The 15,990-nt window shown below is 66.8% G+C and carries 18 protein-coding genes; 10 read left to right on the forward strand and 8 right to left on the reverse strand.

Going from position 1 to position 15,990, the window contains the following annotated elements; all coding sequences use genetic code 11:
* Window position 1: 1 nt before the first annotated feature.
* The 5 genes from fliJ to fliF form a co-directional block, all read right to left on the reverse strand.
* Entirely contained in the window at window positions 2–466 is a 465-nt protein-coding gene (gene fliJ, locus DA1_RS20225) for a flagellar export protein FliJ (RefSeq protein WP_012202574.1), read from the reverse strand.
* 65 nt (window positions 467–531) lie between these two features.
* Window positions 532–1,974, reverse strand: a complete 1,443-nt coding sequence (gene fliI / locus DA1_RS20230) for a flagellar protein export ATPase FliI (RefSeq protein WP_012202573.1) — start codon at window positions 1,972–1,974, stop codon at window positions 532–534.
* Complete coding sequence (locus DA1_RS20235) at window positions 1,964–2,875, reverse strand: FliH/SctL family protein (protein WP_034398051.1); 912 nt, start codon at window positions 2,873–2,875, stop codon at window positions 1,964–1,966. Before DA1_RS20235 ends, fliI begins: the two co-directional genes overlap by 11 nt.
* Window positions 2,868–3,863, reverse strand: coding sequence for a flagellar motor switch protein FliG (fliG, locus tag DA1_RS20240; protein WP_012202571.1), 996 nt, complete (start codon window positions 3,861–3,863; stop codon window positions 2,868–2,870). Before fliG ends, DA1_RS20235 begins: the two co-directional genes overlap by 8 nt.
* 27 nt (window positions 3,864–3,890) lie before the next feature.
* On the reverse strand, window positions 3,891–5,600 hold the full coding sequence (gene fliF / locus DA1_RS20245; RefSeq protein ID WP_034398050.1) for a flagellar basal-body MS-ring/collar protein FliF: 1,710 nt from the start codon (window positions 5,598–5,600) through the stop codon (window positions 3,891–3,893).
* Window positions 5,601–5,777: 177 nt separating this feature from the next.
* Here fliF and fliE point away from each other — a divergent pair, with 177 nt between their 5' ends.
* Complete coding sequence (gene fliE / locus DA1_RS20250; RefSeq protein WP_013800367.1) at window positions 5,778–6,095, forward strand: flagellar hook-basal body complex protein FliE; 318 nt, start codon at window positions 5,778–5,780, stop codon at window positions 6,093–6,095.
* Window positions 6,096–6,532: 437 nt separating this feature from the next.
* On the opposite strand, the gene DA1_RS20255 is transcribed toward fliE, so the two are convergent.
* From DA1_RS20255 to flgA, 3 genes are all read right to left on the reverse strand, one after another.
* Entirely contained in the window at window positions 6,533–6,904 is a 372-nt protein-coding gene (locus DA1_RS20255) for a hypothetical protein (protein ID WP_012202568.1), read from the reverse strand.
* A gap of 76 nt (window positions 6,905–6,980) precedes the next feature.
* Window positions 6,981–7,301, reverse strand: coding sequence for a flagellar biosynthesis anti-sigma factor FlgM (gene flgM / locus DA1_RS20260; protein ID WP_012202567.1), 321 nt, complete (start codon window positions 7,299–7,301; stop codon window positions 6,981–6,983).
* A gap of 78 nt (window positions 7,302–7,379) precedes the next feature.
* Window positions 7,380–8,144, reverse strand: a complete 765-nt coding sequence (gene flgA / locus DA1_RS20265; protein ID WP_013800366.1) for a flagellar basal body P-ring formation chaperone FlgA — start codon at window positions 8,142–8,144, stop codon at window positions 7,380–7,382.
* Between the two features lie 234 nt (window positions 8,145–8,378).
* Between flgA and flgB the strand changes: the two genes are divergently transcribed.
* From flgB to flgJ, 9 genes are all read left to right on the forward strand, one after another.
* Window positions 8,379–8,792, forward strand: coding sequence for a flagellar basal body rod protein FlgB (flgB, locus tag DA1_RS20270; RefSeq protein WP_013800365.1), 414 nt, complete (start codon window positions 8,379–8,381; stop codon window positions 8,790–8,792).
* 30 nt (window positions 8,793–8,822) lie between these two features.
* Window positions 8,823–9,227 carry a flagellar basal body rod protein FlgC gene (gene flgC / locus DA1_RS20275; protein ID WP_012202564.1) on the forward strand — a complete coding sequence of 135 codons (405 nt, stop codon included), beginning with the start codon at window positions 8,823–8,825 and terminating at the stop codon, window positions 9,225–9,227.
* 34 nt (window positions 9,228–9,261) lie between these two features.
* The gene (locus tag DA1_RS20280; RefSeq protein ID WP_034398049.1) at window positions 9,262–9,924 is read left to right on the forward strand and encodes a flagellar hook assembly protein FlgD; all 663 of its coding nucleotides are present in this window, start codon (window positions 9,262–9,264) and stop codon (window positions 9,922–9,924) included.
* A 40-nt stretch (window positions 9,925–9,964) separates the two neighbouring features.
* Complete coding sequence (gene flgE / locus DA1_RS20285; protein WP_034398048.1) at window positions 9,965–11,239, forward strand: flagellar hook protein FlgE; 1,275 nt, start codon at window positions 9,965–9,967, stop codon at window positions 11,237–11,239.
* Window positions 11,240–11,268: 29 nt separating this feature from the next.
* Complete coding sequence (locus DA1_RS20290) at window positions 11,269–12,009, forward strand: flagellar basal body rod protein FlgF (RefSeq protein WP_013800363.1); 741 nt, start codon at window positions 11,269–11,271, stop codon at window positions 12,007–12,009.
* A 177-nt stretch (window positions 12,010–12,186) separates the two neighbouring features.
* Window positions 12,187–12,969, forward strand: a complete 783-nt coding sequence (flgG, locus tag DA1_RS20295) for a flagellar basal-body rod protein FlgG (RefSeq protein ID WP_013800362.1) — start codon at window positions 12,187–12,189, stop codon at window positions 12,967–12,969.
* A 175-nt stretch (window positions 12,970–13,144) separates the two neighbouring features.
* Window positions 13,145–13,852, forward strand: a complete 708-nt coding sequence (locus DA1_RS20300) for a flagellar basal body L-ring protein FlgH (protein WP_013800361.1) — start codon at window positions 13,145–13,147, stop codon at window positions 13,850–13,852.
* 20 nt (window positions 13,853–13,872) lie between these two features.
* Window positions 13,873–15,021, forward strand: a complete 1,149-nt coding sequence (locus DA1_RS20305; protein WP_012202558.1) for a flagellar basal body P-ring protein FlgI — start codon at window positions 13,873–13,875, stop codon at window positions 15,019–15,021.
* Window positions 15,018–15,980, forward strand: coding sequence for a flagellar assembly peptidoglycan hydrolase FlgJ (flgJ, locus tag DA1_RS20310; protein ID WP_034398047.1), 963 nt, complete (start codon window positions 15,018–15,020; stop codon window positions 15,978–15,980). The genes DA1_RS20305 and flgJ overlap by 4 nt, the downstream gene beginning before the upstream one ends.
* Window positions 15,981–15,990: the final 10 nt, after the last annotated feature.

Genomic DNA, 15,990 nt, shown 5'->3' on the forward strand with positions numbered 1-15,990 from the left:
TTCAAGCCTCCTGGAATGTCAGCCCGAAGCTGCGACGGAAAAACTGGATGGCCGCACGTTCATCGGTTTCCTTTTGCTCGCGGCGCATCTGGCTCAGCGCCAGATCGCGGCGGCGCACCTCGACGACCTTGCGCAGGCTGCTGACCCGCAGCTCGCAGGCCATCAAGGCCTTTTGCGCGGCCTCCAGGCGGATCGCCAGGTCGGCCAGCACCCGCGTCTGCAGGCCGATGGCGTGCTGCAGGCGGTCCATGAACTGGTACTGGTGGAACATGACCTCGGGCTGCACGGACTGGTTTTCCTGCGCGCCCCAGCGCGTCTGCATTTCCTGCACATAGTGCTGCAGCTGCTCCATTTGCGTCTGCGCGGCCTGCTGCGAGCGCAGGCGCTCCTGCACCGCCTGGCGGGCCTCGTCACGCTTGCGCGACGCGGCATCGATGGCCACCATCAAGGCATTCAAGGACGACATACCGGGGTTTCCTCCCTGTGTTCGTTATCGCGTTGGTCGCGTTTTGGCAGTGCCGCGTCGCCGCGTCACTGCCCACCGAGTGCGGCAGCCATGCCCGAGATGCTCTCGTCCATGGAAGCCGACTCGAACATGCTTTGCTGCAGAAAGGCCGCCATGGCCGGCTGCAGGCGTATCGCCTCATCCATCTGCGGGTCCGAGCCCGCCATGTAGGCGCCGACCTGGACCAGGTCCCGCCCCTTCTGGTAGCGCGAATAGACAGCGCGAAAGCGCCGTGCCAGCTCGAAGTGCTCGCGCGAGACCACGTTGTGCATCACGCGCGAGGCCGATTGCTCGATATCGATGGCCGGGTAGTGGCCCGACTCGGCCAGCGCCCGCGACAGCACGACGTGGCCGTCCAGAATGGCGCGCGCCGCGTCGGCAATCGGGTCCTGCTGGTCATCGCCTTCGGACAGCACGGTGTAGAAGGCCGTGATCGAGCCCACGCCGTTGAGGCCGTTGCCGCTGCGCTCGACCAGGGCCGGCAGCTTTGCAAAGCACGACGGCGGATAGCCCTTGGTGGCCGGCGGCTCGCCAATGGCCAGGGCGATCTCGCGCTGGGCCATGGCATAGCGGGTCAGCGAGTCCATGAGCAGCAGCACATGCTGGCCCTTGTCGCGGAAATGTTCGGCAATGGCCGTGGCATAGGCGGCGCCCTGCATGCGCAGCAGCGGCGGCGCATCGGCCGGCGCGGCCACGACCACGGCGCGGCTGCGGTCCTGGGCGCCGAGGATGTCCTCGACGAATTCCTTGACCTCGCGGCCGCGTTCGCCGATCAGGCCGACCACGATCACGTCCGCCTGGGTGTAGCGCGCCATCATGCCCAGCAGCACGGACTTGCCCACGCCCGAGCCCGCGAACAGGCCCAGACGCTGGCCCCGGCCCACGGTGAGCAGGGCGTTGAGCGAGCGCACGCCGGTGTCCAGCGTCTCGCGCACCGGGTCGCGGTCCATGGCGTTGATGGGGTTGCGGTCCAGCAGATCGGCGCTCACGTCGGCCAGCGGGCCGCCATGGTCCAGGGGCTGGCCCTGCGAATCCACGACACGGCCCAGCAGGCCGCTGCCAATGGGCAGGCGCAGCACGCCGGCCGCCAGGGACACGGGCGGCTCGACACCGTCGCCAAAGCGCAGCGGTGCGACAAAGGGTTCGGCCGGCGTCACGATGGCGCCGCTGGACAGGCCCTGGATGTCGCCCGCAGGCATGAGAAACGCACGCTCGCCGGCAAAGCCGACGACCTCGGCCAGCACCGGGTCCTGGCCCTGCTGGCGTATCCAGCACTGCGAGCCCACGGGCACCTGCAGGCCCGTGGCCTCCAGCACCAGGCCGGTCAGGCGCGTGAGCGTGCCGTGGGTTTCCAGGGGAATGTCGCCCTGCAGGCGGGCACGGGCATTGGACAGCAGTTGCTGCCAGGGCCTGGCGGCAGGCTCGGGGGTCAGTTTGGCGGCGTCGGCCAGCGGGGCGTCAACCGGCATCGCGTTCTCCGTCATACCAGGTGGAGACCAGGCCCAGCGCGGCCACGGCGCGGCGCCAGCGCTTGTCCATGCCGGCATCGACCTGGGCGCCGCCCGATTCCACGCGCACATCGCCCTGGGCCACGGAGGCGTCGCTGATCCACTGCACCTTGGACTGGGCACCATGCTCGGCGCGCAGCGCCTCGTCCAGCACGGCGAAGTCGGCGGGGTTCAGGCGCACGGTGGCGGCGCGGCCGTCGGCGGCCAGCATGTCCAGCGCCTCGCGCACCACGGGCAACAGGGCCTGGGGCTGGCTGCGCAGCTCCTGGCGGACCACCTGGCGCGCAATGTCGCAGGCCAGGTTGAGCAGTTCCTGCGCTGCATCCGTCTGCAGCTGCTTGAAGCCGGCATCCAGGCCGGACAGCAGCGCGTCCACGCGCTGCGCCGTCTCGCGGCCTGTGCCGGAGACGTAGTCATCCATGTGTTGCTGCCACTGCTGCCGGGCTTCCTGGCGGCCCTGCTCCAGGCCCTCGGCATGGCCTTCGGCGCGTGCCTGTTCCAGCAGGGCATGCAGTTGTTCCTCATCCAATGCGGGGGCGGTGGAGGCCGGGGCGCCCGGCGTGTCGGCTTCGACATCCAGCACCATGGAGTCGGCCTCCAGCCGGGGCGCATCGGAGCGTCCGGGCAGCGACAGGCTGTGAAAGCCCGACGCGGAGGCAGGCGCGCGCGCCATGCCCGCGCCGCCATGCGCAGCCTGGGCACCGGATGCGGCGGGCGCACCCTGGATGTCCGGCAGGCCCGCGAGGCTGGGCAGGCTTTTCAGGCCGCCCATATGGTCCACGGCGCCGAAGCGCCACTGCACCACCTGGCGCTCGTCGATCTCCTCGGAAGGGATGAAGCGCGAGTTCATGCCGTTAGACATAGCTGTCTTCCGCACCGCTGCCGATGGTGATCTGGCCTTCTTCGGCCAGGCGACGCACCACCTTCAGGATTTCCTTTTGCTGCGCTTCCACTTCGGACAGGCGCATCGGGCCGCGGCCTTCCAGGTCCTCGCGCAGCGACTCGGCGGCACGCATGGACATGTTGGCCAGGATCTTGTCGCGCACTTCCATCGAGCCGCCCTTGAGCGCGATGATCAGCGTCTCGGACACCACCTCGCGCAGCACCAGCTGCACCGAGCGGTCGTCCAGCTTGACCAGGTCGTCGAACACGAACATCTTGTCCATGATCTTCTGAGCCAGGTCCGGGTCGTAGTTGCGGATGGTGTCCAGCACGGCCACGTCGGCATTGCCGCCGAGGTTGTTGATCATCTCGGCCGCCGTCTTGACGCCGCCCAGCGAGGTCTTTCGGATCTTGTCGCCGCCGGCCAGCACCTGGAACAGCACCTCGTTGAGGTCCTTGAGCGCGGTCGGCTGAATGCCTTCCAGCGTGGCCACGCGCAGCATGACTTCGCTACGGAAACGCTCGGGCAGCTGCATCAGGACGGCAGCGGCCTGCTCGTGCTCCAGGTGCACGAGGATGGCGGCCACGATCTGCGGATGCTCGCCGCGCAGCAGTTCGGCCACGGACAGCGGGTCCATCCACTTGAGGCTTTCGATGCCGGAGACATCGCCGCCCTGCAGGATGCGGTCGATCAACAGCGCCGCCTTGTCGTCGCCCAGGGCGCGCTTGAGCACCGAGCGCACATAGCCGCTGGCGTCGTCCACCAGCAGGCTTTGCGCGGCCGCGTCATCGGCAAAGCGGTTGATGACGAAGTCCACCTTCTCGCGCGAGACACCGCGCATGTGCGCAATGGTCTCGCCGAGCTTTTGCACTTCCTTCGGGGTGAGGTGCTTGAACACCTCGGCCGCTTCCTCCTCGCCCAGGGAGACCAGCAAGATGGCGGCGTCGTTCAGGCCTCGTTCGTCCATATCTCAGCAATCCGTGTTTTGAGAGGCTCAGGTGGCCTCGCCGTTGATCCAGGTCTTGACGATGTTGGCCACCGCGATCGGGTTCTGCTTGGCCAGTTGGCGCGCCTGCTCCAGGCGCACTTGCTCCTGCGTGGGCGAAAGATCGACAGCGGGTGCAGCCAGCGCCGGACGGTCCAGCTGCTCGCCTTCGATGGCATTGAGCTGTCCGCCCACGGCCACCGTCTTGCGGCCCTTGAGCATGGGTCGCACCAGGCCCAGCAGCAAGATGGCGCCGAACAGGGCCAGGCCGATGGGCACGCCCAGGCTGCGGGCCATGTCCAGCACTTCGGGCTGGCGCCACAGCGGCACATCGGCGGGCACTTCGTCCTGCACAAAGGGCGTGCTGACCAGGTTGACCGAGTCGCCGCGCTCGGCGCTGTAGCCCACGGTCTCGCGCACCAGGGTCAGCAGTTGCGCCTGCTGCGCTGCCGTCAGGCCGCGTGCGGCGGCAGCGACGGTGGCTGCATCGGTTGCCGCACCGGCCGCACCGGCAGCGGCCGGCGCAGGGGCAGCCACCAGGGGCGCATTGATGACCACGGCGGCCGTCAGGCGCTTGATGCTGCCCGTGCTGCCGCGTGTATGGCGCACGGTCTTGTCCACTTCGTAATTGGTGATGGACTCGCGCTTGCTGGCAGAGCGGGCGGCGTTCTGGCCGTCGGCCGCCTGGGGCGCGGGATTGGCGCCGTTGACCGGCGCAGAAGCGTTCTGGGGCGGCTGGTTGCTGGTGGCGCCGGGAATGCCCGTGGGCTGGGGCGGCTTTTGCTCGCCCGTGCTCTCCACCACCTGCTGGCTGCGCACCACGCCCGCGTCGGAGGACTGGTTGGGGCGGTGCTGCTCCGAAGTCGATTCGGTCTGGCTGAAATCCATCTCGGCCGAGACCTGCGCCTTCACATTGTTCTTGCCGACCACGGGCTCCAGGATCTCCAGGATGCGGCGCACGTACTGCTGCTCGATCTGCTGGGTGTAGTTCAGCTGCTGCATGTCCACGGCGTTGGCGTTGCCGTCGGGCGACTGCGACAGCAGCTTGCCCGAGTCGTCCAGGATGCTCACGGCCGTGGGCGCCATCTCGGGCACGCTGGAGGCCACCAGGTGCACGATGCCCGCGATCTGCGTGCGGTCCAGCACGCGGCCCGGGTACAGGCTCAGCAGCACCGAGGCCGAGGGCTTTTGCTGCTCGCGGAAAAAGCCGTTCTGATTGGGCAGGGCCAGGTGCACGCGTGCGCTTTGCACGGCGGCCAGGGCCTGGATGGAACGCGTCAGTTCGCCTTCAAGACCGCGCTGGAAATTGAGGCGTTCCTGGAACTGGGTGATGCCGAACTTGCTGTTCTCCATCAGCTCGAAACCCGTCACCGAACCCTTGGGCAGGCCCTGGGTGGCCAGCTTCAGGCGCACATCGTGCACGCGGTCGGACGGGATGAGGATGGCACCGCCGCCTTCCGTGTAGCGGTAAGGCACGTTCATCTGCGACAGCTGGGCGACGATGGCGCCGCCATCCTTGTCGCTCAGGTTGGAGAACAGCACCTTGTAGTCCGGCTGGCGGTAGAACATGGCCGCCGCACCCAGGGCGACAACCAGCAGCACGGCGATCGCGCCCCAACGCAGGCGCGCGCCACGGTCCATGGCCGTCCAGCGCTGCTGCAAGGCAGGCTGGGGCACGGGAGTGGCTTGAGGGACAGGGATTTCAGCGACAGCAGACATCTTGGTTCCAGGTGTTCGAGCCCTGCACACACAGGACCCTAGCGTGCTGTCGATTATTCGAAGTCCGCCGCTTCACATTCGCCCGATAAGCGCGCCGTTTGGCCGTCTATTTGCCGCGATGCGAAAACCCTGCCGCCCTACGATCTCGTCATCTTGCTAACTCCGATGGAATGTGTCATGGACCTTCGCATCCCCAGTACCACCTCTCCCCTGTACGGCACCCAGCTCCCCAAAGGCGTGGGCGCAGGCGACGCATCGACCAAAGTGGCGGCTGGCGGCTTCAGCCAGGCCCTTCAAGGCGCGCTGCAGTCCGTCAGTTCAGCCCAGAACAACTCCAGCCAGCTGCAGCGTGAGGTGCAGTTGGAGAACCCGGCCGTCAGCCTCGAAGAAACCATGATCGCCATGCAAAAGGCGCAGATCGGCTTCCAGGCCACGATGCAGGTGCGCAACCGGCTCGTGCAGGCTTATACCGACGTGATGAACATGCAGGTGTGAGGACGTCCGGCCCCGGCCGGACCCTCTTTGCCTCCTCAGATCGCAGACCGCAGACCGAACGGGATTTGCGCGCGCCATTGCGCTTGCATTGCGCTTGCATTGCCATTGCACGGCAGCGTCATTTCCGCGCATTTCGGATCTTGCCGCCTTCAGGGTCCTTGCTTCGTTTTCCCCGGATCTGGCCTCTGGCCATCCCTCATTCCTGACCGCCCTTCCTGCGGACGGCCATCAAGCATTCCCCCGCCTCCACCTCATTGACCGAGCGCAGCCTCATCCCGCGCATGGATGGGTACGCCCAAGCTCCAGCCATGCCTGCGCCCGCTGCGCAGATTCATTCAACCGAATCCCAGCCCGGAAAAGACAAAACCCTCGGGCACGGATGCCGGAGGGTTGAGCAGCGGGAAGAAAGAAGAGAGAGAGAAAAAAGGGACGCGGCTTCAGCTGGCCGAGTGGTAGATGCGCGCCTTGCCCGGTCCGGCATGGGGGTGTCCATACAGGTCGCGTCCATACGTGGCCTGGTCCGAAGTCTGGGGAATCAGCGCCGCCGCCTGGCTCTGGGCCACCACGGCCATGCGTGCCAGCTGGTCGCGCTGCATGGCCATCTGCTCGCCCAGGGCCTGGGCGCGTTCGCGCAGCTCCTGCGTCCAGTCGGCCGCGCTGAAGCGCCGGGCCAGCTCGGAGAACGCCGCCATGGCATCGCGCAGCCGGGTGCTGGACTGCTCCAGCGCGACCGCATCCTTCGATTGCAGCGAGGCGGACACCATCCGGACCACCGCGTCCAGGGAATCGAGCATCTCGCTGAGAGTCATGGGACAGGCCTTGCTGAAAAAAGAAAGCGCGTGCTCGCGCCGGAAGGAAAAAACCGAGAAAGAACCGAACCCGCGCTCAGACGCGCGAGTGCGAGAGGAATTCTTCGGAGTTGGCCAGCAGCTTGTCGGCCACGGCGTCGGCGTTCACGCGGAAGGTGCCGTTGGCAATGGCTTCGCGGATTTCCTTGACGCGGTTGGCATCGAAATCGGCCGTGGCGCGACCAGATTGGTCCAGTGCGCGGGCCGAGGTCGAGAACGACACGGGAACACCGGCCGCCTTGGCAGGCTGGGCCTGGGCGGAGGATTCCTCGGTGGCAATGGTGCTGGCTGTCTTGGGCTGCTTGGCGGCGGCCTGGGAGGCAGCGGCGGGCAGTTCCGGTTTTTGACCTATCTTCATCTTGATTCTCCAATCGCCCTGGCGGCGTGAGGCGCTGTGCCTAGCTTTCGACTGCCTGGAACAAAACTTGAGGTTTTTTTACTGGACCAGCACCACGCCCTCGGGATTCACCACCCCGGAGATGAGCCGGCCATTATCCATGCGAACCCGCACGGTCTGGCCTTCGCCGGCGGCCGACATGGCCTTGCCCGACGATGTGACGGAAAAACCACCACCGTTGACCAGCACACGCACTTCGGCACCCACCGCGAACAGCGCCGGCGTGCGCAGCATGTTCTGGCGCAGTGCCTGGCCTGCGGCCAGCGGGCGGGAGGCCACCAGGCCCACCCAGTCCTGCTGGTTGGCGTAGACGGCTGCCGATTCCTCGGCCCAGTCCACTTCGGCCTGGACGGCATCGTCGGCCGACAGCGGGCGGCCCGAAGGCACACCGTTTTGCAGCACCCAGGCAGGCCCCCAGGCCTTGACCGTGATGGGCAGGAACACATTCCAGGCCACGGCGCCCTGCAGGCAGCGCAGACCCAGGCGGGTACGGCCCCACAGGCGCGAGCCTGCGGGCAAATAGGGTTCGACCTTGGCGCAGGCAGCCAGGCGCAGGCGGGGATCGAGCTGGCCCATCTGCACTTCCATGCGCAGGGGCAAGGCGCCCGCGCCGGCCATGCCCTGCTGCAGGGCCTCGTCGGCAAAGCGCTGGCCGATCTGGCTGAGCTGGGCTGCACCGTCAGGTGCGTTCTGCGCGAAGGCAGGGCCTGCCAGCGACGCTCCAGCGGCAAGCGCAGCGCATGCGGCGGCGCGAGCGAGGGCTCGGACGGCGGATGGCGAATGGGCGGTGCTGAAGTTCGGCATGGCTGTGGCTCCTGACTTGCTCCGGCCTCCCGTCAGGATGGGTGGGACACCTGGAGCGATGCCAGCAAATATAGGGCGAGCGCTCTTTTCCGAAGCGCCGAACTGCGCAGGCAAACGCGCTTTCTTCGCGCTTTAGCGTTCGGGCCCGATTTCCATAATCGACGCATGCCGCAGTCCGTGGGCTGCCGCCATTTCGTCAACCGATCACCGCAAATCCCAGAGGGCGAGGCCGACATGCTCGACAAGATGACTGAACGACTGGACTTCCAGAGCAAGGCGCTGGTGCTGCGCGCCGAGCGCCAGCGTGCAATCGCCAGCAACATCGCCAATGCCGACACCCCGGGCTATGTGGCACGCGACTTCAATTTCCGCGAGGCGCTGACGGCCGTTACCTCCGGCCCCTCGCCCATGACGCTGGCCAGCGTCAGCCAGGGCGGCCACATTCCGCTGCCTGCCGCCGCCTCGGGGCAGAGCGCGCAAAGCCATCTCGGCTACTCGGTGCAGGCCCAGACCAACATGGACAACAACACCGTGGACCTGGACCGCGAACGAGCCAACTTCGTCGACAACGCCGTGCGCTACGAAGCCACGCTGCGCTTTCTGAACGGCCAGGCCAAGACCATGCTGTCGGCCATCCAGGGCCAGTAAGCCGGCGCCACAGACCACAGGAGCTTTCCCATGTCCATGTTCTCCATCTTCAGCATCTCCGGCAGTGCCGTCAGCGCCCAATCGCAGCGCCTGAACGTCGTGGCCTCGAATCTGGCCAACGTCGATGCCGTGGCCGGCCCCGACGGCAAGGCCTACCAGGCGCGCCAGGTGGTCTTCCAGACCGTGGCCATGGGCGAGGAAGGCTCCTCTGGCGTGCGCGTCAGCGCCATCAGCCAGGACAACACGCCCGGCCGCCGCATCCACGACCCCCAGCACCCGCTGGCCGATGCCGAAGGCTATGTGACGCACTCCAACGTCAGCGCCGTGGACGAGATGGTCAACATGATCTCGGCCTCGCGCTCCTACCAGAACAACGTCGAGGTCATGAACACGACCAAGTCGCTGCTGCTCAAAACCCTGCAGATGGGCCAGTGAGCCCCGTCCGCACCACTTTCCAGGAGCCACTCCCATGATCTATGGCGCAGGCAGCGTCGCCAGCACGGCCGACATCAACAACAAGACCGCCACGAGCAATTCGACCACCGACCCCGCGGCGGCGCAGGACCGTTTCCTGAAGCTGCTGGTCGCGCAGTTGAACAACCAGGATCCCATGAATCCCATGGACAACGCGCAGATGACCTCGCAGATGGCGCAGATCAACACCGTCACCGGCATCCAGCAGTTGAACAAGACCATGGAAAGCATGGCCGGCCAGTTCACCGCCATGCAGGTGCTGCAGGGCACGCAGATGATCGGCCGCACCGTGCTGACCGAAGGCAACACCCTGGGCGTGGGCAAGGAAAAGTCCTATACGGCTGCCTTCGACCTCGAAGGCCCGGCCGCCGACGTGAAGGTGCAGATCACCACCGCCAGCGGCGAGCTGGTGGACACCGTCGAGCTGGGCAGCGGCACCGCTGGCCGCAACTACTTCACCTGGGACGGCAGCAAGTACACGGGCGACGCCAGCCAGCTGCGCTACACGGTGCAGGCCACGAATGCCGACACGGTCGTGGCCTCGACCACGCTGTCGCCCCATGCGGTGCTCGCCACAGGCACCACCGACGGCAAGCTGACGCTGGAGCTGGACGACGGCACCAACGTCGCCTACGCCTCCGTCAAGGCTGTGTACTGACACCCGCACCATCCACCCAAATACATCGCAGGAGCACACCATGGGATTCCAACAAGGCCTCTCGGGTCTGAACGCCGCCAGCAAGAACCTGGACGTGATCGGCCACAACATCGCCAACGCCAACACCACGGGCTTCAAGTCCTCGCGCGCCGAGTTCGCCGAGGCCGTGGCCAGCGCCGTGGGTTCGGCCAGCGGCCAGAACAGCGGCATCGGCGTCAATGTGGCCGCCGTGACCCAGCAGTTCCGCCAGGGCCCGATCACCACCACGGGCAACAACCTGGACGTGGCCATCAACGGCAACGGCTTCTTCGTCGTGCGCCAGCCCGACGGCAGCACGGCCTACACGCGCGCCGGCAACTTCGGCCTGGACAAGCAGGGCAACCTCAAGACCGTGCAGGGCGACAACGTCATGGGCTACCCCGTGGACGCCACCACGGGCAAGGTGCTGGCCGGCGGCCAGCCCGTGCCCATGGTCTTTCCTTCGGGCCAGCCGATCGCTGCCAAGACCACGACCAAGATCGACGTGTCGCTGAACCTCGATGCGCGCGCCACGCCCGCAGCCGGCAACTCCACCGCCACGCCCCCCGTGCCCGCCACGCCGCGCGCCACCTATGGCACCTCGATCAACGTCTATGACAGCCAGGGCGTGCCCACGCCGGTGCAGATGTACTTCGAGAAGGACGCAGCATCCAACACCTGGAAGGTCTATGACGGCCTGGACGATCCGACGGCATCGCCCCCGAAGGTCGCCACCTTGCTGACCACCCTGGTGTTCGATGCCTCCGGCAAGATCACCAGCGGCAGCCCTGTGACTGGCGTGCAGATCAAGAGCAGCAACCCCAACGCGCCCACGCCCGGCACCATCAACGGCACGGCGGGCGTGACGCTGGACTTCTCCAACGTCTCGCAGTTCGGCTCCAAGTTCGCGGTCAGCAGCCTCAAGCAGGACGGCTACACCGCAGGCGCGCTCACCGGCATCAATGTCGGCAACGATGGCTCCATCGTGGCCACCTACTCCAACGGCGTGACGCGCACCGAGGGCCAACTGGCCCTGGCCGCCTTCACCAACACCCAGGGCCTGGGCGCCGTGGGCGACAACAAGTGGGTGGAGACCTCGGATTCGGGCCCGGCCCTGAACGGCACGGCCGAGTCGGGCACCTTCGGCTCGCTGCGCTCGGGCGCGCTGGAAGACTCCAACGTGGACCTGACCGCCGAGCTGGTGAACATGATGACCGCGCAGCGTGCCTACCAGGCCAATGCCCAGACCATCAAGACCCAGGACCAGGTCTTCTCGACCCTGGTGAACCTGCGCTGATAGCCAAGAACTGAGTCAGGAGAGCCGGCATGGACCGCATCATCTACACCTCCATGACGGGCGCCAACGCAGCGGCGCAGCGTCAGTCCGTGCTGGCCCACAACCTGGCCAATGCCGGCACCAACGGCTTCCGGGCCGAAATGTCCACCTTCCGCTCCGTGCCCCTGCAGGGCAGCGGCGCGGGCACGCGCGTGTTCGCGCTGGAGGCGACCTCCGGCTACGTGGACACGCCCGGCCCCACCCAGCGCACGGGCCGCGCACTGGACGCCATGGCCATGGGCCGCGCCTGGTTCGCCGTTCAGGGCCTGGATGGCCAGGAGGCCTACACACGCAACGGCGTGTTCGAGGTCTCCCCCGAGGGCCAGCTGGTCAACAGCAACGGCCAGGCCGTGCTGTCCGACGGCGGCGGCCCCATCGACATTCCCCCCGAGTCCACGATCACGCTGGGCTCGGACGGCACGCTGACCGCCAAGACCGGCAACCAGCTGCCCGTGGCCGTGGGCCGCGTCAAGCTGGCCACGCCGCCCGAGGACGCCGCGCTGGTGCGCGGCAATGACGGCCTGTTCCGCACGGGCGACGGCGATCCGCTGCCCAACGACGAGAACGCACGCCTGCTGTCCGGCGCCATCGAAGGCTCGAACGTGAACTCGGTGGAGACCATGGTCGGCATGATTGCCGCCGCCCGCCAGTTCGAGACCCAGATGCGCCTGCTGCAGACGGCAGAAACCAATGACAAGACGGCCAGCCAACTCTTGAGCATGAACGGCTGAGACAGATCACCCCCTGAGCGGCTGCGCCGCTTCCCCCTGGAAGGGGGACGACGCCCTCGCTGCGGGGCGGCCCTTGCTAGGCGTCCCTGGCCTGGATCGTGCCAGTCCCGCGCGATGTGCCAAGGATTCAAACGCTGAGACGGCGCAAGTCGCCACGGAAAACTGAAGGAAAACGCCATGATCAATTCACTGTTCATCTCCAAGACCGGCATGGAAGCCCAGCAGACCCAGCTGGACGTGATTTCCCATAACCTGGCCAACGTCTCGACCACGGGCTACAAGCGCGCCAGCGCGGTGTTCGAGGATCTGATCTACCAGAACCTGCGCCAGTCCGGTTCGCAGACGACCGAGCAGAACCAGTTGCCCACGGGCCTGCACCTGGGCCTGGGTGTGCGCACGGTGGCCACCTCGCGCAATTTCCTGCAGGGCGCCCTGCAGCAGTCCAACAATGCGCTGGACGTGGCCATCGACGGCAACGGCTTCTTCCAGGTCAACATGCCCGACGGCACCACGGCCTATACCCGTGACGGCTCCTTCCAGGTCGATGCGCAGGGCCAGCTGGTGACTGCCAGCGGCATGCCCATCGCCAACGGCGTGACCATTCCCCAGGGCGCGACCAAGGTGTCGATCAGCCCCGAGGGCGTGGTCAGCGTGACCATGGCCGGCCAGGCCGCGCCCCAGCAGGTGGGCAATATCGCGATGAGCCAGTTCATCAATCCGGCCGGCCTGGAGCCGCGTGGCCAGAACCTGTTCACCGAGACCGCTTCCTCGGGCCAGCCCCAGCAGGGCCAGCCCGGCGTCAACGGCATGGGCATGATCAAGCAGGGCTACCTGGAAGGCTCGAACGTGAACGTGGTGCAGGAGCTGGTGACCATGATCCAGACCCAGCGCGCCTATGAAATGAATTCCAAGGCCATCACGACTTCGGACCAGATGCTGGCCAAGCTGGCGCAGCTGTAATCGATCTCTCCCCCTGAGCGGCTTCGCCGCTTCCCCCTCTCTCGCTGCGCGGGAGGGGGACGACACCCTCGGTGCGGGGCGGCCCTTCCTCGGTGTCCCTGGGCTGGGACATGCCAGTTCTCGAGGGTGGGGTCTGCATGCGCAGCCATGAACCATTGAACCCGGGAACATCGCCATGACCCAACGAACCTTCTCCCTTTCCGCGACGGGCACATGCCTGGCGCTGGCGGCAGTCCTGTCGGGCTGCACGACGCTCAATGACCCGCCGCCCGTGGACATGCCGTCCACTGCGCCTCCCGTGCTGATGCCGGCCGCGCCCGTGGCGGGCAGCCCTACGGGCAGCCTGTTCAATGCCGCCAGCTACCGTCCCGGTTTCGAGAACCGGCGCGCGCGCCTGGTGGGGGACATGGTGACGGTGCAGATCGTGGAGCGCGTGACGGCCAGCCAGAAGTCGGATTCGGGCCTCAAGCGGTCCAACAAGACCACGGCGGGGATTTCTGCGCTGCCGCTGTTCTCGGGCAATGCGCTGGCCAATCTCAAGGACCGCTCGAACATCGGTTTCAACAACAACAACGACTACACGGGCTCGGGCTCGACGTCGAGCGACAACACGTTCACGGGCGCCATCAGCACGACGGTGGTCGATGTGCTGCCCAACGGCCATCTGGTGATCGCCGGAGAAAAGCAGATCGGCGTGAACCACAACGTGGATGTGCTGCGCTTCACGGGCACGGTGGACCCGCGCACCATGCAGCCCGGCAGCCTGGTCGCATCGACCCAGGTGGCCAATGTGCGCGTGGAATCGCGCAGCCGCGGACAGGCCGGGGAAGCGCAGTCAATTGGCTGGTTGTCCCGGTTCTTTTTGAACGTTATGCCGTTCTGATTCTCCGGAGAATGGACAGCATGAAAGTACTGTCCATGCTCCTGACATTGCGCCAAGCGCAGCGCCCCTTCTGGGTTGCAGCCGCCCTCGGCGCCAGCATGCTGACCCTGCCGGCGCATGCAACACGCATCAAAGAGGTCGCTGCCATCCAGGGCGTGCGCAGCAACCAGTTGACCGGCTACGGTCTGGTGGTCGGCCTCGACGGCACGGGCGACCAGACCACCCAGATGCCCTACACCAAGCAGGCCCTGGCCAATTACCTGGAGCAGATGGGCATCTCGCTGCCCGCCACAGGCAATTCGGGCCAGCTGCAGCTCAAGAACGTGGCGGCCGTGATCGTCACCGCCGAACTGCCGGCCTTTGCCCAGCCGGGCCAGGCCATCGACGTGGTGGTCTCCTCCGTGGGCAATGCCAAGTCGCTCAAGGGCGGCACCCTGGTGGCCACGCCGCTGCGCGGCGCCGATGGCGAGATCTATGCGCTGGCCCAGGGCAACCTCGTGGTCGGCGGCGCCGGCGCCTCGGCCGGCGGCTCCAAGGTACAGATCAACCACCTGAGCGCCGGCCGCGTGCCGCAGGGCGCCCAGGTCGAGCGCGCCGTTCCCACCCCGATCAATGAAGGCGACAGCATCACGCTGGGCCTGAACGCCACCGATTTCCAGACCGCCGACAAGGTGGTGCGCGCCATCAACCAGCGCATGGGCCAGGGCGTGGCACAGGCGCTGGACGGGCGCACCGTGCGCGTGTCCGCGCCCCAGGACCCGGGATCGCGCGTACGCATGATCGCCGAGATCCAGGAGATGCCGATCGAGACCTCCAAGCCCTCGGCCAAGGTCGTGATCAATGCACGCACGGGCTCCATCGTGCTCAACCAGGCCGTGACCCTGGGCCCCTGCGCCATCGCCCACGGCAACCTGGCCATCACCATCAGCACCACGCCGGTGATCAGCCAGCCCGGCGCCTTCTCGCAGGGCCAGACCGTGGTGGCCCAGAAGTCCGACATCCAGATCAAGCAGGAGCCCGGCAACATCATCAATATGCCCGGCTCCCCGCAATTGACCGACGTGGTGCGCGCACTCAACACGCTGGGCGCCACGCCCCAGGACCTGCTGGCCATCCTGCAGGCCATCAAGGCAGCAGGCGCCCTCAACGCCGAACTGGAGGTGATATGAGCATCGCACTTCCCAATGGATCGCAGACTGCGGCCAGCAATGCGCTGGCGGCCGACGCCCGGTCCCTCAACGCACTCAAATTCGCGGCCGGCGAGAACAGTCCGCAGGCAGCGAAGGAAACCGCCAAGCAGCTGGAATCGCTGTTCATGCGCGAGATGATCAAGAGCATGCGCGAGGCCACCATGAAGTCCGGCCTGCTCGACAGCGCACAGGGCAACCTCAGCACCGACATGCTGGACCAGCAGCTGTCGGTGGCCATGTCGGGCCAGCCCGGCGGCCTGTCGGATGCCATCACGCGCCAGCTGGCCCGCACCATGGGCTCGGAAGCCGCCGAGGATGCCGAGATCTCCGTGCCCTCCACACTGAGCATGAGCCGCATCGCCTGGCGCAGCACGGCCGGCAGCGCCAATGGCACCACAGCTGCCTGGAGCGGCAGCCGCAGCAGCGCGGCCCAGTCCGTCAACGCCTACGCGCCCGCGCCCAAGGGCCGTGACAATTTCGTCGCCCACCATGGCGACGCCGCTGCACGCGTGGCGCAGGAAAGCGGCATTCCGGCCGCCTTCATGCTGGGCCAGGCCGGACACGAGACCGGCTGGGGCAAGAGCGAAATCAAGAATGCCAATGGCAGCAATGCACACAACCTGTTCGGCATCAAGGCCGGCAAGGGCTGGACGGGCAAGGTCGCCGAGGTCACGACCACCGAATACATCGACGGCGTGGCGCGCAAGGTCACGGCCAAGTTCCGCGCCTACGACTCCTACGAGGAGTCCTTCCGCGACTACGCGCGCCTGATCACCAGCAATCCGCGCTACGAGAAAGCCATGGGCAAGACCGACTCGGCCCTGGCCTATGCGACCGAGCTGCAGAAAGCCGGCTACGCCACCGATCCCGAATACGCCAGCAAGCTCAGCCGCGCCATCCAGAGCGCCGTGCAGAGCGCGGCACGTGCCCAAGCCTAACCAGAGAACA

Source organism: Delftia acidovorans NBRC 14950, assembly GCF_001598795.1.
Lineage (GTDB): Bacteria > Pseudomonadota > Gammaproteobacteria > Burkholderiales > Burkholderiaceae_C > Comamonas > Comamonas acidovorans.